This window comes from Prochlorococcus marinus str. MIT 9312 (genome assembly GCF_000012645.1).
Lineage (GTDB): Bacteria > Cyanobacteriota > Cyanobacteriia > PCC-6307 > Cyanobiaceae > Prochlorococcus_A > Prochlorococcus_A marinus_L.
The window spans coordinates 1,126,643-1,148,213 of the sequence record NC_007577.1 but is presented as its reverse complement, the minus strand read 5'-3'; the positions used below and the strand labels follow the sequence as shown (position 1 = coordinate 1,148,213).

General features: G+C 29.6%; 38 protein-coding genes. 19 read left to right on the top strand and 19 right to left on the bottom strand.

What is annotated here, in order from left to right; all coding sequences use genetic code 11:
- Nucleotides 1-8 precede the first annotated feature (8 nt).
- Nucleotides 9-1,100, top strand: coding sequence for a redox-regulated ATPase YchF (ychF, locus tag PMT9312_RS06380; protein WP_011376783.1), 1,092 nt, complete (start codon nt 9-11; stop codon nt 1,098-1,100).
- Nucleotides 1,101-1,266: 166 nt separating this feature from the next.
- On the opposite strand, the gene PMT9312_RS09610 is transcribed toward ychF, so the two are convergent.
- Nucleotides 1,267-1,410 (bottom strand): hypothetical protein, encoded by a 144-nt coding sequence (locus PMT9312_RS09610; RefSeq protein ID WP_011863263.1) that lies wholly within the window; start codon nt 1,408-1,410, stop codon nt 1,267-1,269.
- A gap of 163 nt (nt 1,411-1,573) precedes the next feature.
- On the opposite strand from PMT9312_RS09610, the gene PMT9312_RS06375 reads away from it, so the two are divergent.
- Entirely contained in the window at nt 1,574-1,873 is a 300-nt protein-coding gene (locus tag PMT9312_RS06375; protein WP_011376782.1) for a hypothetical protein, read from the top strand.
- Between the two features lie 824 nt (nt 1,874-2,697).
- Here the strand turns inward: PMT9312_RS06375 and PMT9312_RS06360 are convergent.
- The 5 genes from PMT9312_RS06360 to PMT9312_RS06340 form a co-directional block, all read right to left on the bottom strand.
- On the bottom strand, nt 2,698-2,877 hold the full coding sequence (locus PMT9312_RS06360; RefSeq protein WP_011376780.1) for a hypothetical protein: 180 nt from the start codon (nt 2,875-2,877) through the stop codon (nt 2,698-2,700).
- Nucleotide 2,878: 1 nt separating this feature from the next.
- On the bottom strand, nt 2,879-3,007 hold the full coding sequence (locus tag PMT9312_RS06355) for a chlorophyll a/b-binding protein (RefSeq protein WP_011376779.1): 129 nt from the start codon (nt 3,005-3,007) through the stop codon (nt 2,879-2,881).
- Nucleotides 3,008-3,040: 33 nt separating this feature from the next.
- The gene (locus PMT9312_RS06350; RefSeq protein ID WP_036924266.1) at nt 3,041-3,301 is read right to left on the bottom strand and encodes a chlorophyll a/b-binding protein; all 261 of its coding nucleotides are present in this window, start codon (nt 3,299-3,301) and stop codon (nt 3,041-3,043) included.
- On the bottom strand, nt 3,301-3,507 hold the full coding sequence (locus PMT9312_RS06345) for a high light inducible protein (protein WP_011376777.1): 207 nt from the start codon (nt 3,505-3,507) through the stop codon (nt 3,301-3,303). The genes PMT9312_RS06350 and PMT9312_RS06345 overlap by 1 nt, the downstream gene beginning before the upstream one ends.
- 228 nt (nt 3,508-3,735) lie before the next feature.
- Nucleotides 3,736-4,005: a DUF1651 domain-containing protein gene (locus tag PMT9312_RS06340; RefSeq protein ID WP_011376776.1), complete on the bottom strand. Its 270-nt coding sequence runs from the start codon at nt 4,003-4,005 to the stop codon at nt 3,736-3,738.
- A 149-nt stretch (nt 4,006-4,154) separates the two neighbouring features.
- Between PMT9312_RS06340 and PMT9312_RS06335 the strand changes: the two genes are divergently transcribed.
- The 3 genes from PMT9312_RS06335 (at nt 4,155) to PMT9312_RS06330 (ending at nt 5,047) form a co-directional block, all read left to right on the top strand.
- Nucleotides 4,155-4,337, top strand: coding sequence for a hypothetical protein (locus PMT9312_RS06335; protein WP_011376775.1), 183 nt, complete (start codon nt 4,155-4,157; stop codon nt 4,335-4,337).
- Between the two features lie 72 nt (nt 4,338-4,409).
- Nucleotides 4,410-4,571 (top strand): hypothetical protein, encoded by a 162-nt coding sequence (locus PMT9312_RS09850; protein WP_187151046.1) that lies wholly within the window; start codon nt 4,410-4,412, stop codon nt 4,569-4,571.
- Nucleotides 4,572-4,624: 53 nt separating this feature from the next.
- Nucleotides 4,625-5,047 carry a cupin domain-containing protein gene (locus tag PMT9312_RS06330; protein WP_011376774.1) on the top strand — a complete coding sequence of 141 codons (423 nt, stop codon included), beginning with the start codon at nt 4,625-4,627 and terminating at the stop codon, nt 5,045-5,047.
- A 45-nt stretch (nt 5,048-5,092) separates the two neighbouring features.
- On the opposite strand, the gene PMT9312_RS06325 is transcribed toward PMT9312_RS06330, so the two are convergent.
- Entirely contained in the window at nt 5,093-6,796 is a 1,704-nt protein-coding gene (locus tag PMT9312_RS06325; protein ID WP_011376773.1) for a protein adenylyltransferase SelO family protein, read from the bottom strand.
- A gap of 302 nt (nt 6,797-7,098) precedes the next feature.
- Nucleotides 7,099-8,442, bottom strand: coding sequence for a sodium-dependent transporter (locus tag PMT9312_RS06320; protein WP_036924299.1), 1,344 nt, complete (start codon nt 8,440-8,442; stop codon nt 7,099-7,101).
- A gap of 135 nt (nt 8,443-8,577) precedes the next feature.
- On the opposite strand from PMT9312_RS06320, the gene PMT9312_RS06315 reads away from it, so the two are divergent.
- The 4 genes from PMT9312_RS06315 to PMT9312_RS06300 all read left to right on the top strand — a co-directional run bounded on the left by PMT9312_RS06315 (nt 8,578) and on the right by PMT9312_RS06300 (nt 11,298).
- Nucleotides 8,578-8,859 (top strand): DUF3764 family protein, encoded by a 282-nt coding sequence (locus PMT9312_RS06315; RefSeq protein ID WP_036924296.1) that lies wholly within the window; start codon nt 8,578-8,580, stop codon nt 8,857-8,859.
- A 16-nt stretch (nt 8,860-8,875) separates the two neighbouring features.
- Nucleotides 8,876-9,175: a hypothetical protein gene (locus tag PMT9312_RS06310; protein ID WP_011376770.1), complete on the top strand. Its 300-nt coding sequence runs from the start codon at nt 8,876-8,878 to the stop codon at nt 9,173-9,175.
- Between the two features lie 83 nt (nt 9,176-9,258).
- Complete coding sequence (locus PMT9312_RS06305; protein WP_011376769.1) at nt 9,259-9,615, top strand: hypothetical protein; 357 nt, start codon at nt 9,259-9,261, stop codon at nt 9,613-9,615.
- 378 nt (nt 9,616-9,993) lie between these two features.
- A complete protein-coding gene (locus tag PMT9312_RS06300) occupies nt 9,994-11,298 on the top strand; it encodes an NRAMP family divalent metal transporter (RefSeq protein ID WP_011376768.1) in 1,305 nt (434 codons plus the stop codon).
- Between the two features lie 230 nt (nt 11,299-11,528).
- Here PMT9312_RS06300 and PMT9312_RS10055 read toward each other — a convergent pair whose 3' ends face one another.
- Complete coding sequence (locus PMT9312_RS10055) at nt 11,529-11,654, bottom strand: hypothetical protein (protein WP_263890814.1); 126 nt, start codon at nt 11,652-11,654, stop codon at nt 11,529-11,531.
- Nucleotides 11,655-12,035: 381 nt separating this feature from the next.
- Here PMT9312_RS10055 and PMT9312_RS06285 point away from each other — a divergent pair, with 381 nt between their 5' ends.
- The 7 genes from PMT9312_RS06285 to PMT9312_RS06270 all read left to right on the top strand — a co-directional run bounded on the left by PMT9312_RS06285 (nt 12,036) and on the right by PMT9312_RS06270 (nt 14,658).
- Nucleotides 12,036-12,251, top strand: coding sequence for a DUF2839 family protein (locus tag PMT9312_RS06285; RefSeq protein ID WP_011376767.1), 216 nt, complete (start codon nt 12,036-12,038; stop codon nt 12,249-12,251).
- 182 nt (nt 12,252-12,433) lie between these two features.
- Nucleotides 12,434-12,568, top strand: a complete 135-nt coding sequence (locus PMT9312_RS10050; RefSeq protein ID WP_263890813.1) for a hypothetical protein — start codon at nt 12,434-12,436, stop codon at nt 12,566-12,568.
- Nucleotides 12,569-12,933: 365 nt separating this feature from the next.
- The gene (locus PMT9312_RS06280; RefSeq protein ID WP_011376766.1) at nt 12,934-13,209 is read left to right on the top strand and encodes a hypothetical protein; all 276 of its coding nucleotides are present in this window, start codon (nt 12,934-12,936) and stop codon (nt 13,207-13,209) included.
- Between the two features lie 188 nt (nt 13,210-13,397).
- Complete coding sequence (locus PMT9312_RS09845) at nt 13,398-13,568, top strand: hypothetical protein (RefSeq protein ID WP_193741832.1); 171 nt, start codon at nt 13,398-13,400, stop codon at nt 13,566-13,568.
- Nucleotides 13,569-13,758: 190 nt separating this feature from the next.
- Complete coding sequence (locus PMT9312_RS06275) at nt 13,759-14,049, top strand: hypothetical protein (RefSeq protein ID WP_011376765.1); 291 nt, start codon at nt 13,759-13,761, stop codon at nt 14,047-14,049.
- 154 nt (nt 14,050-14,203) lie between these two features.
- The gene (locus PMT9312_RS09840) at nt 14,204-14,350 is read left to right on the top strand and encodes a hypothetical protein (RefSeq protein WP_187146050.1); all 147 of its coding nucleotides are present in this window, start codon (nt 14,204-14,206) and stop codon (nt 14,348-14,350) included.
- Between the two features lie 107 nt (nt 14,351-14,457).
- Entirely contained in the window at nt 14,458-14,658 is a 201-nt protein-coding gene (locus PMT9312_RS06270) for a DUF2839 family protein (protein ID WP_011376764.1), read from the top strand.
- 21 nt (nt 14,659-14,679) lie between these two features.
- On the opposite strand, the gene PMT9312_RS06265 is transcribed toward PMT9312_RS06270, so the two are convergent.
- The 5 genes from PMT9312_RS06265 to PMT9312_RS09835 form a co-directional block, all read right to left on the bottom strand.
- Nucleotides 14,680-14,943 carry a hypothetical protein gene (locus PMT9312_RS06265; protein ID WP_011376763.1) on the bottom strand — a complete coding sequence of 88 codons (264 nt, stop codon included), beginning with the start codon at nt 14,941-14,943 and terminating at the stop codon, nt 14,680-14,682.
- Complete coding sequence (locus PMT9312_RS06260; protein ID WP_011376762.1) at nt 14,944-15,081, bottom strand: DUF3721 domain-containing protein; 138 nt, start codon at nt 15,079-15,081, stop codon at nt 14,944-14,946.
- A 106-nt stretch (nt 15,082-15,187) separates the two neighbouring features.
- A complete protein-coding gene (locus PMT9312_RS06255; RefSeq protein ID WP_036924260.1) occupies nt 15,188-15,706 on the bottom strand; it encodes a DUF411 domain-containing protein in 519 nt (172 codons plus the stop codon).
- A 516-nt stretch (nt 15,707-16,222) separates the two neighbouring features.
- Nucleotides 16,223-16,453, bottom strand: a complete 231-nt coding sequence (locus PMT9312_RS06245) for a hypothetical protein (protein ID WP_011376759.1) — start codon at nt 16,451-16,453, stop codon at nt 16,223-16,225.
- Between the two features lie 112 nt (nt 16,454-16,565).
- Nucleotides 16,566-16,709 carry a hypothetical protein gene (locus PMT9312_RS09835; RefSeq protein ID WP_193741831.1) on the bottom strand — a complete coding sequence of 48 codons (144 nt, stop codon included), beginning with the start codon at nt 16,707-16,709 and terminating at the stop codon, nt 16,566-16,568.
- 504 nt (nt 16,710-17,213) lie between these two features.
- Here PMT9312_RS09835 and PMT9312_RS06240 point away from each other — a divergent pair.
- Nucleotides 17,214-17,525 carry a DUF3303 domain-containing protein gene (locus PMT9312_RS06240; RefSeq protein WP_011376758.1) on the top strand — a complete coding sequence of 104 codons (312 nt, stop codon included), beginning with the start codon at nt 17,214-17,216 and terminating at the stop codon, nt 17,523-17,525.
- Between the two features lie 627 nt (nt 17,526-18,152).
- On the opposite strand, the gene PMT9312_RS10045 is transcribed toward PMT9312_RS06240, so the two are convergent.
- The 4 genes from PMT9312_RS10045 to PMT9312_RS09825 all read right to left on the bottom strand — a co-directional run bounded on the left by PMT9312_RS10045 (nt 18,153) and on the right by PMT9312_RS09825 (nt 19,072).
- The gene (locus PMT9312_RS10045) at nt 18,153-18,278 is read right to left on the bottom strand and encodes a hypothetical protein (protein WP_263890809.1); all 126 of its coding nucleotides are present in this window, start codon (nt 18,276-18,278) and stop codon (nt 18,153-18,155) included.
- Nucleotides 18,279-18,299: 21 nt separating this feature from the next.
- Entirely contained in the window at nt 18,300-18,464 is a 165-nt protein-coding gene (locus PMT9312_RS09830; RefSeq protein WP_011376757.1) for a hypothetical protein, read from the bottom strand.
- 11 nt (nt 18,465-18,475) lie between these two features.
- Nucleotides 18,476-18,661 (bottom strand): hypothetical protein, encoded by a 186-nt coding sequence (locus tag PMT9312_RS09490; RefSeq protein ID WP_071813338.1) that lies wholly within the window; start codon nt 18,659-18,661, stop codon nt 18,476-18,478.
- A 264-nt stretch (nt 18,662-18,925) separates the two neighbouring features.
- Nucleotides 18,926-19,072 carry a hypothetical protein gene (locus PMT9312_RS09825; RefSeq protein WP_193741830.1) on the bottom strand — a complete coding sequence of 49 codons (147 nt, stop codon included), beginning with the start codon at nt 19,070-19,072 and terminating at the stop codon, nt 18,926-18,928.
- A 188-nt stretch (nt 19,073-19,260) separates the two neighbouring features.
- Between PMT9312_RS09825 and PMT9312_RS06230 the strand changes: the two genes are divergently transcribed.
- Nucleotides 19,261-19,899 (top strand): SOS response-associated peptidase, encoded by a 639-nt coding sequence (locus PMT9312_RS06230; RefSeq protein WP_011376756.1) that lies wholly within the window; start codon nt 19,261-19,263, stop codon nt 19,897-19,899.
- A gap of 561 nt (nt 19,900-20,460) precedes the next feature.
- Nucleotides 20,461-20,712: a DUF1651 domain-containing protein gene (locus PMT9312_RS06225; RefSeq protein ID WP_011376755.1), complete on the top strand. Its 252-nt coding sequence runs from the start codon at nt 20,461-20,463 to the stop codon at nt 20,710-20,712.
- Nucleotides 20,713-20,900: 188 nt separating this feature from the next.
- Here PMT9312_RS06225 and PMT9312_RS06220 read toward each other — a convergent pair whose 3' ends face one another.
- Nucleotides 20,901-21,506 (bottom strand): hypothetical protein, encoded by a 606-nt coding sequence (locus tag PMT9312_RS06220; RefSeq protein ID WP_011376754.1) that lies wholly within the window; start codon nt 21,504-21,506, stop codon nt 20,901-20,903.
- Between the last annotated feature and the right edge of the window lie 65 nt (nt 21,507-21,571).

The following is a 21,571-nucleotide window of genomic DNA, read 5'->3' as shown; positions in this document are numbered from 1 at the left end:
TTTTTCAAATGTTAAAAGCAGGTATTATTGGATTACCAAATGTTGGAAAATCAACTTTATTTAATGCACTTGTAGAAAATGCTAAAGCACAAGCGGCTAATTTCCCCTTTTGTACTATAGAACCTAATAAAGGTATAGTTTCAGTCCCAGATCAAAGGTTGCAAGAGTTAGGTGATTTAAGTTCTAGCCAAAATATTATCCCAACAAAAATTGAATTTGTAGATATCGCAGGACTAGTAAAAGGAGCCAGTAAAGGCGAAGGTTTGGGAAATAAATTTTTATCAAATATTAGGGAGGTTGATGCAATAATTCATGTTGTAAGGTGCTTTGAGGATAATGATGTAATTCATGTATCCGGGAAGGTAGATCCCTTGGATGACATTGAGATAATTAATCTGGAATTGAATTTAGCTGATTTATCCCAACTCCAAAAAAGAAGAGAAAGAATTAAAAAACAGGTTAGAACTAGTAAAGAGGCAGCAAAAGAAGATGCTTTACTAGAAAAAATTGAAGAAGAGTTACATAAAGGACTTTCAGTTAGATCAATATCTTTGAGTGAAGAAGAAAATTTAATAATTAAGCAATTAGGCTTTCTTACCGCAAAACCAATTATTTACGCAACAAATTTGAATGAAAATGATTTAGCTGAAGGTAATGATTTCTCATCAAAAGTTCAGAGTTTTGCAGGTAGTGAAAATACAGAATGCATAAAAATATCAGCTCAAGTGGAATCTGAATTAATAGAGTTAGAACCAGAAGATAAAAAAGACTACCTTATTGGTTTAGGAGTAGAAGAAGGGGGATTAAGTTCTTTAATTAGATCAACATATAAATTACTGGGATTAAAAACTTATTTCACTACTGGAGAAAAGGAGACAAAAGCCTGGACTATAAAAGATGGGATGACTGCGCCACAAGCAGCAGGCGTCATCCATACTGATTTTGAAAAAGGATTTATTAGAGCTCAAACTATTTCATATCAAAATTTAATTGATTCTGGTTCAATTGCAAATGCAAAAACTAAAGGTTTGTTAAGAAGTGAAGGTAAGGAATATATTGTAAACGAAGGAGATGTAATGGAGTTCTTATTTAATGTTTAGTAAGTCTCTTAAGGCTTACTATTTTGCTTTTTGAATTTAAATTCAAAAAATGAAATTAATAAAATTAAGATACATCCTAAGCAACTTCCTACTAACCCAAAAACAATGGTTGTAAAGCCATCATCGTAGCCATATTGTAATTGTGGTAAGTGAGGGGGTATTGGCATTATTTTTCAACAGAATTTTCAATATCTTCCAGTAAATGTTTAGTTGATCTACTAAATCCATTAGTTTTTAAATAGTTTTGAGCCTCTCTGAATTTTTCAGCTACTCTTTTTGCATAAGGAGTATTCATAGAATTTTGAGTCATTTTAAAAATGCGACTCACTCTATAATCTGATTTAAGTACACCCTTGATAAGTATTCAAAAATACAAGAATATAAAAATAGGATTTTTTACTTACTAAAAAAATTTATTGTAAAAAGTTCTTGATTTTCTAAAATAAAGTTATTTCAAATTATAGAAACTGAGAATGACAAATATATTATTAATTCTATTTTTGATGATTATTTTTGTTGTACTTTTATTTTCTATATTTTTTTATTCAAGACGAAACAATAAGTCAGCCAAAAAAACAACAATTAGTCCAACTTTTGTTCCTTTCTTAAAAGAACAAGAATTTAATCCTGATATAAGTACAGATAATTGGGATTTACACAAACTTAGATTAGATAAATTTAGAAGATCACAATATAAGGGATTAACTTTTTTTGTAAGTTCAGAAAATAGAATTTACTATCTTTCTGAAGAAGGGGATAAAGTTTATTGCTAACAGGATAAATTAATTTTATAAATAGGAAAAGCCTTTAGAAATTATTAATATTAATGAAGTATTTATTTTTATTATCAGAAAAGTTCTACAGGTTTATTGAATGGGAGTGGAATACATTAAAGAATTTAAGAAGAACAAAAAGAAAAAATTTTTTTCTCAGAGTATCATTCGCTTTATTTAGTTTTTTCTCTATTCTTTTTTTAATATTTTCACCTCCTATTGCCTTTGGAATGTTAATAGGAGAGGGATTAAAATTTAGTATTGTTTTTATTTGGATATGGATTTTAAATTTAAAGTTTTTTTGAAATTATATAATTAATTACCTGAGATTATTTAAAATTAAGAATATAAAGAATTTGTCTTATGCCAAAAATTTTCAAACAAAATAAGTTCGCTTTGTTGGGAGCCAATATATTAATAATTTTATTTTGGGTAACTATATCTGCTTTTTTGATGAATTTATTTCAAGGTGAAAATGACCCATTTTATATTTATAAAATTTCTTTTTTAATTAGATTTCTTCCTCCTATTTGGGTTACGTGGTTTCTATGGATAAAAAGAGGTGGTTTAAAAAGATAAACAAAAAAAGATAAACAAAAAAAGATAAACAAAAAAAGCATTTTTACGTATTTACTATAAAAATAAATCAGTTAGAATCTAATAGCTTACTTGAAATTTTCATGTAAGAATTAGGTAATCTAGAGATTGTTTTCAGCTAAGAAACAATCTCTTTTTTTTTTTTTTAATATATAATTTTTCTCATAAAAAAGTGCTTGTCAGTATCCCTATTGACAAACACTCATGACGATCTAATTTTCTAAAAGTTAAACAGGTAATCTATTATCAATTTCTACAATTCCAGAATCCATAAGACGGCCAATTTTAATAACTAGAGCCATATCTAACCTTGAAAAATCAGATTGATGATTAGTTATCCAATCAAGTTCTGAAAGAGTTATTATGCCTAAAGTATTTATTTTAAGAAAAAGTAAGCCTAAATTCATTTTAAAAAATCCCAGGGATCATCCAGCCGAATAAGCCATAATTTACAACTAACGCAAATAAGCCCATCATTGCCATTCTTCCATTGGTTCTCTCGGCGTTTTGCCAATAAGTTGGTTTTGAATTTTCCATTTTCTTGATTTGTAAATCAATTATTTAGGATGTTTATACGAAACCAGGAATTATTTGACCTGTTGTTAGATATGCTCCAATAGCAGCAATTAATCCAAGCATGGCAAATCTGCCGTTGAGAGTTTCAGCAACAACTTTTTCTTTTTCTATTGTTTTGACTTTTGTGTTTGTGTTTTTCATTTGATTAGAAGATAAATAGTTTGAATTTTCGTTTTGAAATTGCTTGGTTAAATAAGCAATTAGGACAGCAGTAAAAAATACCATTACTGCTAAAAAACCTGAAAGTGGACTCATTAAAAAATACCAGGAATAATTTGTCCAGTAGAAACGTAAGCACCTACTAATGCAACAAGCCCAATCATTGCCCAACGACCATTAACTTTTTCTGCATTTTGTGGGTAGCTGTCGTATGAAACAGACTCATCTATGTAAGGACGTGTCTCAGTAGGAAACATATTCTGTCTGCCGCCTGATTCAGTAGTAACGTTTGAATTAGCCATGTAAGTGATGTAATTGTTAATTAATGTAACACTACTATTAACAAATGTAAAGCATTAGGTCTAAATTAAGTTATTTTGAAGATATTCGCTACATAATTGTAACATAGTCGTGACATTAAATTTTAAATAGTCGTTTTTTAGGCTTGCTACGCTTTACAGATTGGCTGGCACTCTACAATTTATAGTTATTCATGAATGGGATTGATTAAGCTTTTTTAGCCGGATCACTTATCCGTAATTATGAGCTACTTCTGTCCACCCTTTTTGGTGAAGTTGGTGCCACTTTTCCCAGGCTGAATCTATGTTGAGTTTTTCAGAGGATTTGTACCCTCCAGGTTCTCCAAGGTGATTTGTGTAGAAAAGATGAGTATGAATTTTTAAATTAGGTTTAGGAGAAGTTTTGCATTCTTCGAAAAAGATCATTCTGCTGCCTTCGGGATTTAGTAGGCATCCGTTGGGTTTGCTAGTGCTGCAACCAAATGAGTACTTAGGCTCCATGCTTTACCTTTAATTGACCGGCTGATTATTAATACGTTTGTACTATAAAATATATCCTCCTTGTTTTGCTGTCAATCCTTTTAAGGTTAAGTACTTATTTACTAATAATTATTTTGTTTTTTAATAAAAAAGATAATTTCTTTAGGCTTATGAATTACAGGGAAGATCTAGAAATCAAGCTACAAAAAGTAACACTTGCAATGCAGGAAGTTGTAGAGGATATCCATAAAACTGATCCTGAGAAGCAAAGAATAATTTCCAAACTTATTGAATTTAAAGAAGCAATCATTTCAAAGGGAATCGAACTTAATATTGAACTAGAGGCAGCCTAGAAATATTAATATCTCAGGAATGTTTAACAACTTTTAGAATGGTGTTACTAGCAAAGAAGGGTTATTTATCAAATGCAGCCTGGTACTTTTGAATTATTGATTCTTGTATTTATCTTTTTAGGTCTTCAAGCTTGGTGGATTATCCCAATAGTTATTAAGAATAATAAATTAAATAACAGAGGTAAGGATTTAAGAGAGGAAATAAAGCAATTAGAAAAGTTATATAAAAAATAAATTAGTTTATTATTTTTGCAAACTACCTATTATTAGTGAAACTTAAATATCTAATGAAATTAAAAAAATTTATTCCATTATGTTTCCTTTTTATTGGGACTTTAGCCTTACCATACCCATCTCTTGCTGATGAAAAGATTGAAGTTATACCTATTATTCAAAGTTCAAAAGGACTTAGTGGTAAAAATTTTAATTATCTCGAGGGTAAGCCTGAATTAAGACTTTTAAAAGTAAAGATTCCAGTTGGCTTGAAAACTCCAATTCATACTCATCCTTCCCCAATGTTGATTCATGTCACCAGAGGAAGATTAAAACATGTGAGGGGTGAAGAAATTAATTTTTTTAAAGCGGGTGATGCATTTATAGAGAGTAATAATGGGGGCCCCCACTATGTGAAGAATGTTGGAAAGAAGCCGGTCATACTTCATGTGGGAGTTGTATCTGTAGTTGGAATGCCTACGACCATAAATAAATAATATTTTTCTGTAATTTGTTCAATCTGCATTTTTAGGATTCACCTTTTACGAAGAACAACTGTAATGAGATACTCCTCCATAGTTAAAATACTGGCTTGGCTTTAGTCGATTATATTTTTGATCTATTTCTGGGGGTTGTTCTACATATGGATTGCTAAAGACATCCTGTAACTCTTTTATTTTTTTGTAATTTCCCTTTTCAGCTTCTTCATATGCGGGAACGACCATCCATTCGCGCCAAGTATAGACTGGATTAAGGGATTTCATTGATGCCGATTTTGCTTTAATATTTCCCTCTTTCTTCAAGACTGATTGCCAGTTTTCAAGCCATACTTCCCACCTATTATTGAGCTCGTCATTAATTGGTAAATAGAAACAGTCTTTTAAAGAATCTAAGTTATCAGGGATTTTAGAGAGTTTACGGAACAAAATTGTATAGTCTGCTTTTGAAATGACCATGAGATTAAAAAATTCATTTATTAGAGTTTCGTTGTAATGTTCTAAACCAAGCTTGTTTGCCCACATTTTCATCAATTCCTTATTCATTAATTCAAAAAAGTCTTTTTCGATTTGATCTAACTTTTCTTGATCTTGTTTGCTTTGTGAAAGTAACAGACTAAGAGATGAACAGAATGTTTTAAAGTTGATTGCCGCTGCAGAAGGCTGGTTAAAAAATGAGAAATGTTCACCTCCACCTGTCCATGGTTGAAATCTTGGATCAAATAATTCACAGAATCCAAAGGGGCCATAATCCAAGGTATAACCTCCAGCAGCACAATTATCACTATTGAAATTACCCTGGCAATAACCAACTCTCATCCAGTTGGCTATAAGTGATATAAGTCTTGATCTGTATAAAGAAGCCAGTTTTATTACTTTACTTTCAATTGAAATCTCATATTCAATTTCATCTTTATAATTTCTATCAATTAGATGTTGAACTATCATCTTTAGTTCATTGAGGGCCTCATCATGCGCATTATTACGAACTCGTCTTGCAAAAAGTTCAATCTGGCCTAAACGTAAAAAAGATGGAGCGACTCTCGTAGTAATTGCCGCTTGATTATCAATCATGACATCAGGTTCAAAATATCTGGACCCTTTGGAATACCACGGTCTTCTAACTATTTCTGAACGTGAGACATAAAGTGTTAAAGATCTTGAGGTAGGGATTCCCAAGGCATCCATTAATTCCTGTGCGAGAAATTCTCGTACGCTAGACCTTAAGACAGCTCTGCCATCTGCTCCACGACAGTAGGGAGTTGGACCTCCTCCTTTAAGTTGCATTTCCATTCTTTTCCCATTGAATAAACCTTCAAAAACAGAAATTGCTCTGCCATCGCCATAACCATTGCCAGTGCCAAAGGGACATTGTTGGGTATATTCAGTTCCGTAAATTGATAATGCATAACCTGTTGCCCAACCAACAGGACTCATTGGATAATTAGCAACAGAAATATCACCTGAGAAAAAACGACAAAAATTCTCGTCTTTAGTAAGATCTGAGCTTAGCCTTAGTTCTTTAAAAAGTTTGTTGCTATGGGAAATATATTCTGGTTCTGGAATAGGAGTTGGAACAACTGGTACATAATGACCTGAATATACTGAACGCGGCTTATGATCATTTCCATCTTTTGTTGATTGAGGATCTGCTTTAAGAGAATTCATAAGAGAATAGTCAGATAATTGAGAAAATTCAGAAAAATTTTCTGTAAGCTTTCCTTTTAATGAATCAGATTTGGTTGACATCAAATTTGCTATCTATTCTTTGTGGCGCTCTAATTTCTTTAAATTAAATACCTAAATGTATCTTATATAGATTCTATTAGGGATGGTTTTTGGCGATACGTTTGAGATTAAATATAAGTTAAAAGTTAATACTTAATTAAAAAAAGGATCCGCGGTAAGACATTTTCTTGGAAAAGATTTTTTGGCTTTTAAAAATAAAAAAGAACTTCTCCAATATATTAATTTTTAAGCAAGAACAACTGCAAATACTTATACATTGAAGATTTTTTTTAGATTGTTTTAAAATAATCTAAAAAAAGTTTCTAACTTACCCAGCCTTTCAGCAAGTCAAACACACTAATAAATAGTCCAAAACCAATAATTGGAGGCGCAACCCACCTTGTCATGAATTTCAAATAACGGGTTGTTTTGATTCCAACTTTTGAGTCACTAAGCTCTTCATCGAACTTTCCTGGAACGACCCATCCCATAAAGAAAGTTACTAAGAATCCACCAAAGATAAGTAATACGCCTCCAAAAATCGAATCAACTGTTCCAAGAATGTTTAAGTTCAATGCAGAAGGAATCCCAGCTAAGAATAGGAATAGAGTTATCATCCAAACAGATTTTTCTCTTTTAAAACCAAATTTATCCATTAAAGAGGAAACTGGAACTTCTAATAATGAAACAGAAGAAGTTATAGCTGCAATATAAGCTAGTGCAAAAAATGCAACAGCTACAATTCTTCCGGCTGCACCATATGAACCTAGGCCTGTTGGAATTGATATGAACAAAGCACCAACTGTGGATTCAGAAATAGCGTCACTTAAACCGAATGTTAAAACTATTGGGAAAGTTATAAATCCAGCCATTAGTCCAACCAAAGTATCTAATGATGCAACTCCAACACTTAGTTTTGGAAGATTACTTTTCTTATTTAGATACGAGGCGTAAGTAACCATAATTCCAATCCCTAAGCTTAATGAAAAGAATGCTTGTGTAAAAGCGTTTCTTATTGTTTGAGGATTTCTTAATTCATTAAAATCAAACTTAAGTAGAAATGTTTTATATCCTTCCCAAGCCCCTGAAAGAGAAGTAGCCCAAATAGCAAGAATTACAATAATTATGAAAAGGATTGGCATGAAATATCTAGTAACTTTTTCTATACCTTTTTTTATACCTGATGAAACTATTATTGCTGTAAGTACAAGACTTAATAGGTGCCCTAATAAAACACTGCTACCACTACTAATAGAGCCAAAGAAGGTTTCTGCTTCAGTTAAATTTTTCGGTAATCCAAAAAATAAAGAATGGAACAAGGTATCTGCTGTCCATCCCATTATCACTGAATAATATGATGCTATTCCCAGGGGAGCTAAGAAGAAAAGAATTCCTAATGGATACCAATTTTTCCCAGCCAGCTTAACAGGAGCAAGTAATGTGCTTGCCATTGCGTTTCTACCCAATGCCATTTCAGCAACAAATACCGGAAGACATACAATTAAAACGATCAATAAATATAAAAGTACAAAAGCAGCACCTCCTCCTTGAGATGCTCTGTAAGCAAAACCCCAAAGGTTGCCTAGACCTACTGCACTTCCAGCAGCTGCGAGAATGAATCCTAGCTTACTAGTCCATTGTTCTCTTTGAGAAATCTTTGAGTCCAAAACCAAAATCGTTTTTATAGTTGATTTATAACTTATAAATAAAAATTAGTTAATACTTTGCTTAATGAAAACTAATTTTTCTTGATATTTTTTATTGAAAAAGATTTAGAATTAAAAAACTCTTTTTTTATTCTTATGACTATTGAAACGACTATTCTAGATTTTCAACTAAGTAATACCTTCGATGAGTATGAATCTCATATGAATGCTAAGGAGCAGCAGTCGATGTTTAAAGAAATGGGAGTTAAAACATTTTATATTGGTAAATCATTAGATGATCCACAAAGGGCAATTGTAATTTTTCAAGGACCAGAAAATGTTCTATTCGATATTTTTATGAATCCTGAAACGAAACCTATTGTTGAGGCTTCAGGGCATATTTACGAGGGTACAAAAATAACGCGCTGGATTTCTTGAGAAAATAAAATTTTTTATGAATTATCAACTTTTAATTGAATCATATTCATTTGGGACAAGCCTATCTGCGCAAGAAATAGAACTCTTAAGTCTGGAACTTGAAACTCAAATCATGAACATTAATATTTCAACAGAATTTGGTTGCTTTAAATCGGCCCCCCCCCATATTTGTGAAAAGCTTAATTTAAAAAAAGATACTTCTTGGATCATGTGCCTCGCTGAAATATTAGATTTATATAAGCCACCTAAATTAGGGAAAACAAAAAGTGTGGAGGTTTTCGATTTACTTCTTGAAAAAGGACTTGTTTTTGGTTAATTAATTATTCAGTTATTTGAGTATTAAAAAAATGAGTTGTTTTTTCTTTATGCTGATAGGATTAATAAAAGGGACGATAAAAAATGGAAGATTCTGTTGTATTGATATTGGAAAATCTTATTAAGCTAACAAGATCAAGTGAAAAGAAATTTAAGCGAGGAAATTTCAAAGGAGCTTTAGAAGACAAAATGAAGGCTAATGCAATATTGAAATCTAAATCTTGTGATCAAAAAATTATTGAAAAATATAGGGAAGAATTATCTATTTTGTATTCCTCCAAATTCGATCTTATTTTCGATCATAAGCTGAAAATTGATGAAATAAAGATAAATGAAATAGTAAAAATGTTGGAACATAAAAGTAAGGAAAAATTAAAAAATCTTGACTATAAAGGAGCAATAAAAGCCTTAAGGAGGGCAGAAAAATATATATCAAATTAAGAAGAACCTAAATAAAAATTAATTTTAAATGTTTTAAGAAGTTTTGCTTATTGTGTTTTTTTTAGCTCAGTTTAAAGTTGAAATACTTAAGTAATAATTTATGCAAAAACAAAATAAAAAGAAAATAAAAAGTTTTGATAAAAAGGAATTAGATGTTTTAGATAGGTTTTTGGGGATCTTATGGAGAAAAGAGGTTGAATACAAAATAAATATCTGATAAAAGCATAATTGAAAGAGATATCTTATGAAAGTTCGAATAGGATTACTAATTATACTTTTTATTTTTTACTCATTATCTGATTTTGCTTTTAAAAAAAGAGTATTAGAAAATAAGTTTAGAAGGGCTCAAAAATTAAATTAAATCATTTGATTAAAGACATGAATTTTACAAAAGGAATACAAAAAAGTTTAGGTCCAGGAATTTTGCTAGCTGGAGCGGCTATTGGGGGTTCTCATTTATTGTCATCAACTACTGCTGGTGCAAGGTTTGGATTTTCATTAGTCGGCCTAATCCTTCTTACTAATCTTTTAAAATATCCATTCTTGTTGGTTGGGACTAGATTTACAGCATCTACTGGTAAATCATTATTAGAAGGTTTCAAAGAGCAGAATCCTTTATATCTTCCTTTATTTCTAATAGTTAGTCTAATTACAGGTACTTTCACAATATCGGCTGTAAGTTTTGTCTCTGGTGTCCTTTTAACTAATATCACCTTTTTCTCAGCTTTTCCAGCCATGGATTTGTCTATAGGAATCCTGATTGTTTCTGGGATGATATTAATTCTTGGTAAATATAAAACCCTTGATAGGATTTCAAAATTTTTAGTATCTATTCTAACTTTTTTAACATTATTTGCAGTTTTATCGCTTTTATTCAAAGGTTCAATAAATGAGTCTCTAAATATGAGTTTTTTTGAACCAGAAATCAGCCCATGGAAGTTAACAAATTTAGCTTTCTTGATCCCTTTAATGGGATGGATGCCTTGCCCAGTAGAGTTATGTGTTTGGCCTTCTTTATGGATGTTTTCTCGAGCAAAAGATTCAAATTATAAACCAAATATTAGTGAAGCAGAATTTGATTTTAATCTCGGTTACATAATAACTGTTGTCACTGCTATTTTCTTCCTTACTCTTGGAGCCATAACAATGTATGGTACAGGCGATGGAATGCTTTCCGGAAGTGGAGTCTCCTTTGCTCAAAAATTAATACTCCTTTACACTAAATCCATTGGCAATTGGGCTAAATGGATCATTATACCTGCAGCATTTGCCGCAATGTTTAGTACCACAATTACTTGTCTAGATGCATATCCAAGAAGTATTTCTGCTATTCAGGGTTTATTGAGAGGAACTGATTTTGGACATATGGATTCCAAAGCAGAGCGAAATAGATTTCAACTGTGGATGATTATACATATCTTTGCATCATTAATAGCTTTGCTGATTGCAAGGTCTGGAGGTATAGGTGTAAAAGATTTTGTATTTGCTGCAATGACAGGAAGTTTTCTAACCGCACCTTTATTTGCATGGATGGCAATGGATACTATAAATAGCAAATTAGTACCAATTAAAAATAGATATGGATTATTTCTAAAAACAATAAGTTGGATAGGATTAATTTTCTTAACATTATTTAGTTTGTTGTTTATTGCAAATTCATTCTTTGGGATTGGGATTTATTAATTTGAAAATAAAAAATAATTAAGGGGTTGATTTTTCTTCAGAATTCGTTTTTCTAGAAATGTATTATTTTTGGTACTAATTATGGTTATGCCTCAATCTACTTTAGAGAGCTTATTATTTTTCTTAATACTATCTCTTGTTGCCACATACATTGTGAATTTAAAGTATTCTTCAAAGTTAAAAATACAAAAGTAGAAAAAATATATTAATCTTTTTTTTCTTAATTGCTTTTATTTACTTGGATCACTCCAAGTTTCTTGGTATAACCAACTCAAAAAAGTAAGAGCAAGTATATTTCCAAATGCATAAAGTATTGCTAATAATGGGCCATAAATATTGACAATAATTGTCGACATAATAAAGCTTATTAAGACTGAAAAAAACAAATCCTGAATAGGCAAATGCTTAAGATTCACAGAATTTATCATCTGAAAATTGTTTTAACATATTAAATTAATTATAAAACCAAAAATTAACTTATTTAGTTATGTGGAAATATCATCTAGGGTATGAATAGTTTTAGAATTGCTAAGGTAATAATAGTTTTTTTATCATTATCTTATTTAACTATTACTTTTTTAAGAAATTATAATTCTCCAGAAAATAAAGAGAAAAGATGTACACTTAAAAAAGGATTTTAACAATCCTTTGGAAACATCACGTGAAGAATGGGATCAAATTTTAGATTTAGCTGATAATAATTATTTAAAATTTATGGGAATACCTTATTATTAATTATGGGAGAAGCAAAGAGAAGAAAAAAATTAGGTATTCTGCCTAGAGAAAAAACTGAAGATATAAATTTGCCTCAACTTGATAAAAAAGCCATACAAGAAAAAGTTAGGTCTACATTATATAAATATCCAATTATCCCTTTTATTTTTTATGGAGCTGCAATATTGATCCTAATAGGCGGTTTATTTTATGTTTTTAAATCCTTTAATATTGCTTAATTATCAGGATTGTTAATTTTGATATTTATGAATTTTTTGCCTCATCAATTAAAAAAACATTAAAGATAATATAATAAGCAATTTTAATTGTGCAAAAATAATCGAAGAAATAATATATGAGACTTACTTACGATTGACACCATCATATAGTGTTGTAATTTTGGATTAAATTAAAACTATTTATGAAAAAAATAAATAAAAAATATGCTGAAATAATGCGTCAAGCTGATAATGCAGTTGGAAGAAAAGAAGTAGTTAGTTTATTAAAAAAAGCTGCAATGATTATGTCTAAATCTGAGGAAAAATTAGCTGCTTAAATTAGAAAACTATTTTATTAGGATAAATAAAACACCATAAAGAATTATAGATGAGGATGCAGCCATAAAGATAAATGGTAGTATCATTCCTGAGTTTAACCATCTTAAAATTCTGATTTTTTTGTTAATTACTCTTGGCATTCTTCCTGAATCACTTATTAGCAACTTAACAAGTAAATAAATCGTGTAAATGATTAATTAATCTTTTTAAATATCATTCTTTGGCGATCTTGAAATTAAATTTTCTAAAGAAAAATATTTTAATTTCATCCAAATTTTTTATTTTGAGGGAAATTTTTAGGTAATTAATACCTTGTATTCTTCAAATTTATGATGCAAGATTTATAAACATTAGATTTAAAATAATGATTGCAAATTTCAAAGAGAACCCTGAAGAATTTAAAGATTATGATTCTGAACTGTTACTTAAGATTATAAATAAGACATCAGTCGTGGCTAAAAAAAGTGATGATAAAGAATTATTTGTAGATGAAAATTGGAAAATCAATTCAAAAAATATTAGTAATATAATACCTTCAGATAATTCAAATTTGAAAAGAATATTATCAGATATTTTCCCCAATAAACAAATAGTGATTCAGGATAATAATGATGGGTCGCAAACAATTTTATTATCCTGATTTATGTAATATTAAAAGCTTTTTTATCAAATTCATTCAATATTTATTTTCTTGAGAAAAATTAGTAAAAAGTACTCTCGCGGAATTTTTTTGGAAATGTTATCCTTCAATAACGTTCATCCAAGTTTATATTTCTGGACGCATGATATGGGAGTAGGGAACGGGATTCTCATTAACTGCAAAATACCATGAATAACCTCTTACAAATAAGAGAAAAAATCAAAAGAGCCAATAGGCTCTATGAAGCCCAAATTTTGGCAACAAAAAATGGAGAAGTTACTCCATACAGAAGATCCGTCTTTGAAGAAAGAATCAGGCAAACACAAAAAAAAATGAAATCGAAAGACTTAAGAAATTAAATTCTTATTTGGCACTGATCAAAAAGTGAGGAATTAAATCCTCTCTTCTTTATTTTTATAAAAAAAAAAGTAATTATCAATTGATTTTTTCGATTATCGATTATTAAAAGAACATAATTTTGATCTTCTTACTATTGCTTTCAAGTATATAAATGGCAAATTTAATAAAGGAATTAAGAGGTAAATAATATTGTTTAAAAAGAAATATAAACAATTTAAAAGCTCACCCAATAAATCAAATTTATATCAAGTTTTGTGGTTTATAGAAAATTTTTTACCACAGAAGCAAGACCGAGGAGTTCAAAAAAAATTGTATATAGATAATCTAGAAGCAGAGACTATTAAGAAATTATCTAAATTAGCCTCTATAAGTTCTAAAAAATTATTGCCAACTACAAAAAATAAGACAATCTCTTTTACCTTTGGTAATTGGGCCTTACCTTACTTGAAATTGCTTAAGAAAATAGGAATAGCTAAGTAAGAGAATTGTGATGGACTAGGACAAGTTTATCCTGCAAATAGAAATAAATAGAAATAATTTAGTCTCACTGATTTCTTGCCCAAATCAATGGAGTAATACTTACTTTACATAAAAAAAAACAATTGCTAAGTTTAAAATAAGAGATCTATTCATTATGTTTCTAAATTATCTACCTAGTGAGATGGTTGAAGTTGTTGGTTTAACAATGATTTTTTCATTTCTAGTTGGAACTATATTGATTTTGTTATTTACATCAGATCAGGCAAATACAAAGAATCTATATTTAAAGAAGGCTAAATAAAATTTAAATAATTTATCCTTATTAAAAGGCCTATTTCTTTTTAATAAAATTAATTCGCAGGCGAAGAAAATAATTTTTAATATTGAGATATAAATAAATTTAATATTATGGGCGAAGCTAAAAGAAGAGAGGAATTAGGCTTGCCACCTAGACAAAAAAAAGTTGAATTAAATAAATCTGATAGATATTTTTCATGGCTTCCAATTACTAAATCAAGAATTAAGAAATACCCTTATATGGGTGTAGCAACAATGGCACTGGGAGCGATAATTTTCTTAGTCAGTGGCGGGGCAAATAGTATTAATTAGAGTTTTGGCCTTACTTAGAATTTATCTAAGTTCTTTTTGTAATAGTCTTAGGCCAGATATTATAGAGATTATTGATGTTATACCAAGAAATATCGAGTAAAAAGGTTGCAAATTAATAATGCCAAAATTACCTGTATGCCATTTTATTAACCAAAAAGCATCTACTCCTAATGGTTGAAGAACACTATAAATAGTCCCAGATACAATAGTAATTATTAGAGGGATCGCTGAAATTGTGGTTATTTTTCTGTGAACTTTTTTTTTATTGGCTTTTAATCTTTCCATTTATTTCCTCATATATATATGTAATTCTTTTTCGTTTTTACATGGCATCCATTTATCTTTGTTCTTGTGTATTCCCTCGCAACCAAGTTCTAAGGATCTATATTCAGCCTCCTCTTCAGAAAGAAATATCCCACTCATATGTGCATGCGAATAACTATTGAAATTTAGAGATAAGAAAAATAAAAAAATAAAAAATTTAAAATTTCTAAGCAAAATAAGCATTATTTCAGATTTATTATTTGTATTAGGGAGAAATGTTATCAAATAATTTTGTTTTACCAGTTTTACTAAATGAAACTACTTTGTAATTCTCATAATCATGAGAGTGCAAGTCGTGAGAATGCATTTCCATGCCAGGAGAGCCAAGAGGCATACCTGGAACAGCTATCCCTTTGATACTTGGTTTTTCTCTAAGAAGTTTGTTGATTGATTTGATAGGAACATGTCCTTCAATAGTATAGTTAGCTATTTGAGCAGAGTGACATGATCGTAAGTTATTAGGTATTTGATATTGGTTTTTTATTACTGAAACATCTTCAACTATATTATCAACAACAACTAATCCATTATCTCTTAAATGATTAATCCATTTTTTGCAACAACCACATGATGCTGATCTGTAAGAAACAACTTTTGGGATATCTATATTTCCCTGAGTTCCTGCAATAACCACATGAGCGTTAATTGTATTTGCAAAAAGAATTCCAGAAAAAATTAGAGAATTTAAAAATCTCCTTTTAATAGATTTTATTTTTAATTCCATACTAATAACGAGCATTAATTTTGAATATTTAAATCAAACATAATTGAAGATTTATAAAATTGCTAATTAATCAAAATTAAGAAACTCATAATTGCCATTAAAAGATTCTCGATAAAACTAATAATTCCCAAAGGAGTTTTTGCATAACCACCTATACATGCACAATTCAGTTTTAATTTATCCAAATAAAAGCCTTAAATACTGAAATCATTCCAGAAATTCCTAAAATTAGTGCAATAAATATAATTAAAGAGGGTGGAGAAGAATGTAGAAAACTTATTCCAATTAATAATTCGCAAAAAGGATAAATTTATATCCAGCTATCAAATTGAGAAGATATTAAATCATATTTCTAATAACTTGTTCCAAAAGCTTCAATATCCATAAGCTTGAGCATCGCTAAAAGACAAATTGATATCCCCATAAAAATTTGGAAACTTTTAAGCAATGTAATGGTTATAAGAAATGAAGTACCAAAGACTGCAATTAAGGGGGTTAATGACTTGATCTTCATTTTTAACTTTTAAGGATAGAGTCACAAATACTAGATGGATTTGCTTGCTTAATTATTTTTAGTCTTTTGATAAGTTTGTCTCGATCTATTTGATGTTTTAAATATTTAATACATAGATTTTTTTCCTGATATACCTCTGCTATTGGGGCAATCTTTAAAGCAATAGCAAAAGTACCAATAACTAAAAGAATGTTTGAAGCTAGTCTAATGTTTGGTCTAAAATTTGATCTCATTCGTATTCTTTATTTTGGTCTAAAATTTCCCTTAAATATAAATCTTTTAGCTCGTCATTGTAGCCATTTTCTTTTACATATTTCTCTAATTCCTTTAGCTCTTTGTCTGTCATTAAGAAGCTTTGGATATGTTGTTTTTCATATCTTCAATTTTATTGATTAATTCATCTAACCATTCTGTATTATTTTCAGTTCTTTTCTTGAAATATGAGATTTTTGGTTGATTGATTTCTAGTGTCTCATAATCGCCACTCATGAATTACCCCTTAATTTATACTTTGCATAACTTATCTAGATAAATTATCCTCATCAATAGGCTCTATTACTTATTTTTTCATTATACAAAAATAAGAATTCATAATTCAATTAATTAAGGAAGAGGGTTTTAAACTATCTTCAAAAGGTTCAAATACTTTAACCCTTGATCTGTGTTAATTACTTAAACTAAATTTTTCCATAAAAAAAGGGCGTTAGCTTCGCCCTAATTAAAAAAAAAAAGCAGATAATCCCCATCACCCAGCCTTTTGTATAATCCTAGCACTACATATGGTGTTTGTAAGTATTAAAAATTACCTATTGATGGGGTTGTTTGTTTTTATTTAATTTGTCATTATAGGAGTCCCCATCACCTAGGCTCGTAAGAGTCTTTTTTTTTGTTATTTTCTCTATTTAGGCTTATTTACTTTTTTAATTAGTATTTAAAGACTTTTTATTTAATTTTCAAATTTGATAATTAATAATTAAAAAAATTATTTTATTCATGCAAACATACATAGTACATTGGCAATTTCCAGATCAAGAAAGTCATATGCAAGGGGCAGAAGCTTTCGCGGGTTTTGTGGAAGGAGGATGCGATGGTGATGAATTTGATGGATTTAAAGTTCTTAATCGAGTATTGAATCCTGAGGGAGCTAATGGTTGGGCAATAGTTGAATCTTCAAATCATCAGAACATTTGGAAATGGAGCAACATCTGGGTCGATAATTTTGGCGTAGAAATTGAAGTTACACCAGTTTTAACAGATCAAGAATTTCTCTCCGTCCATAAAGAAATTGCAGCAGTCTCGAATTAGTAGTTAATCTTTAATGTGATTGACATTCGATCTAACATAGAGGGATACAACCCTCTTTTTTATGGGAAAATTCTCTTCTTAAGAAATTGAAAGTTAATACAATTTGATCAAAATGCTTTTTGCTGAACCTAAAAAGTATCAAGACGCCATTGATTCAATTAAAAAAAGATATTACTTATATGCCCATAGAGCTTAAATATAAACTTGAGGAAGAAAATATTATCTTATGAATAAAAAGTTAATTGCATTAGCAATTTTCGTTAATTTCTAATTATTTTGCTATAAATAAATTGAGGCCAAACCTCAATGAGTACGCTCTACGTTTACTCCAAGACATAGATTGACTTTATATAGTACGAGTCAATTTAATAGCCCTTTCAGTAGTTGGAATTTCTGGAGGGGCTTCTTGTTTAACCTTATATAGTAAAAAAGTATAATGTGCCCAGATATTATTTTTTAGAATAAAATAAGCAGCAATCATTTAACTTCAACTGAATCAGCAAAATAAACTATTAATCTTTACTTAATTTTTATCAAAATATTGTTTTGCAAATCAATAAATGTTTAGTAGGTTGAGAATCTATCAAGCATCAAAATATCTTTAGTTTGAATTGTTTCGCTCTTATATTAATCTTCGGAAGATTTATAAGATTCAATTTCAGCTTGAAATCTTCTCTTATAAACTCCCTTGATAAAATCCAATTCTCTTTCTCTTTTATTGAGGATTAATAATGTTGATTTTTTGAAATTCATAACTATCTATGTATTTAAAAATTAACCAAGAGAATCTAAATCTCTTCTATGGTGAACAGTATGCACATCATCATTTTTGACTTTCTGCTCTCTCATTAAATCTGCAATAGTTGGATATTCTTTTGCATTATCAAGGCCTCTTGCCTTTTTATCTTGAATTGCAAATGGTGATCTTTTTAAATTCATGATTAGTTACCTCAAAATTTTTGTTGGATTCTTATTACAGAACGTGGATGATTATTTACGTAAGAGTTAAATTCTCTCGCAAGCATCAGGCAATCGTATGCATCGCGAGCATAGAAGCCTAACTGATGTGTTTTGTTTGATGAGTCTTTGTAACTCAACAAATATTTATTACAAGATCTGATTGGTATTGGAGGCATTTTACTTATTATTGTTACCACTAAGTTCTAACTAGGCACAATAATCAATCGACTTAAATCGATGTACGGTTTGAGGTACAAATGTATACGGATAGAGGACCAACAATTAGATTTAAAAATGCATATAATGATTTATGTTAGGTTGTGATACAGCGAGATTATATTTAAGTTAACCCATTCCTTCTTAAAACTTCGTCTTTACGATAGGTTCTTACTAACGAGATCAACTTTCACTAATAGTTTCTTTGATTTTAAAAAAAAATTTCAACTATTTAGCTGAATTAGTGTATTTGAGATTATATATCTTTCTCCATCATCATCATCTCCATCATCATCATTGAAAGAAGAAACTAATACATAAACTCCTCCAAGTCCAAGTAGCATTGATAAATATAGAATTGGGTCTGTCATTATTCAATTCTGAAGTATTAAAATTAAATTTGAGATAGTTTTTCAATATCTATAAGTTCTCTTAATCATTTAAAAAAATCTATGATAAGAATTAATTTTTTTATTTGAGAACATTGAAATTCGATCTAAAATAAGGTAAATTTGCCCTTTTTTATAAAGTGAGTTTTTAAAAAGATTTTTTAAAATCAATGTGTGGAAGATTTGAGTTGAAAACTAAGTTTAATAAATTACCAAAGGTTTTGAGACAAGACTTTCCAATTGGACTTGATACTAAGTACGAGACTCAAAATTTGATAAGACCTACTGATCCTGTTCTTGTAATTAAAAACGAAGGGAGAATTAAAACTACTTTTATGTCATGGGGTTTTATTACACCTTGGACTAAAAACCCATTTGATAAAGAAAGACCAAGACCGTTTAACGCAAGATCAGAAACCGTAGACGAAAAAAAATTATTTAGTGGAAGTTGGAAACATAAAAGATGCTTAATACCAGCGAGTGGTTTTTTTGAAAAGAAATATCGTATTAGAAAGGAAAATTATGATACTTTTTGGTTAGGAGGAATATGGAGCAGGTGGACTTCTCCTGATGGTGCTGAACTAGAAAGTTGCTGCGTTTTAACAACTAAGCCTAATGAATTAGTAAAACCTTTACATCACAGAATGCCTGTTATTGTTCCTGATGGATATGAAAAACAATGGACAGAGCAGGTGAAAAATGCTGATGAATTAAAAGGTTTATTTCCAATCATGTTGGGTTGGTCGCCGGATGGATGGCTAATAGAAGATGTGAAGAAAAAAAAGACTGATCAGATGAGTTTGTTTTAAGTGAAAGGCTTGATAATTCAAGCAATAAAAAGATAGTTATATTTATTGCTGTGGAATATTTTGGGTATTTTGGCATTACCAAAGGAGTAAATTAATTGACTATTAAATCGCAGAGGCAGAGCTTAATTTTTAGTATTGAACCTAAATTGATTATTTGTTTTATTTGACTAAAGAAGTTAAAAAAGATTATTTAATGGATTAGTGGATTGGATTATTCATAATGAGTCAAATTATAACTCATTTGGAGAATGTAAGTTATGTATCAAGAAACAAAAATCTCTGTATGTAATTTCAGAAAAAGATTAGAAAGAAATTTTCATGCTGTTGACGTATCTCCCTATGAGCTAAAAATGAAAAATATTTTATATGCCAAATACCTTGTCCAAATACTCACTAAATAAATGAAAGACTGTGGTTTATGCAATAAAATGGATACAATCCATCACAGTGTGAAATCTATATTGGATTTTTCCTGTAAAAAGTGTTGGTATCTGGTTTCAATAGAAAGCCGATATTTATATGGAGGAATCAGAAAATTAAAAGTTTAGAACATATATAATCATGGCTAAATCTCATTGGCTGATTAATCCAAACAGAACAGAATTAAAAAGATTCATAAGAAATAATAAGAGTATTGATGGAGTCTTTGAGTATATGTTTTTAGATACTGGAAAAATAGTTGGCCAGTTAGAAAAAAAACCACCTGTAATGACAACAACAGTTTCTATAGATATAGACTTAGCTAGAGAAATTTATGATAGATTACTTTCTCAGGGATGGACAAAAACTGAAGAAGTTTGGCCAAAAAAATAAAGCTGATGCTGCGCTCATAAAGTCTCGATTTAACATACTTATATATCCATTCTAGAAACTTAAGTTAACTAATAATTTAGATTTGTAAGCTATTCATTTGCCATTAATTTGAACCTTTTAGTAGCGGTCAAATTTTTAAAATAAAAACATATTAATTGAGCACTCTTTTTATTAAAAGTGTTATTACTTTAGGATGCGCCAGATTTCAATGCATAAGATGAAGCCTTACACCAAAAATTTAGCCAACATGTAATGCCAAGAAATTTAAACCCTTCTTCAATTAATTGAGTTAATTCATAACTTTGATTAAATATCTGTTGTATTACCCCATCAAAAAATATAGATAAGCCAAGGAATAAGATTGAAATTACCAAGTTAAAAAGTCCAATGTTTTTTAATAGCCTTCGAAATCTAACTAATAAAAATATCGAAATTGCTAGGTATGTTAAATTCAGAAAATCTGGGCCTATATAACGATCATGTAGTAGAAAGAAATCATCAATACAAAGCAGGCCTGAAAATAATCCCCCAAGTAAAAGTAATTTAGATGAATCACTATTAATTTTCTGAGAGAATGTTGTAAATAAACATATAGATGTAGCAGCTCCCCATAATAAAATCCCAATATTCGAAATCATTCCAACTCCAATTGGATATCCACAGGTTTGAGCAAGGTCTCGAAGTACGAGACTAAGTTTAATGTTATGAAGATTAGATATATATAAAATTGTCAAATATAAGATTGTAGAAGGTAATATCGAAATATAAAACAATTTGCTTGGGAATTTAATCATATTATTTTTGTTTAACTATTATTATCTTAATTTCTTAATGCATATTATCGACTAATATTTAATAA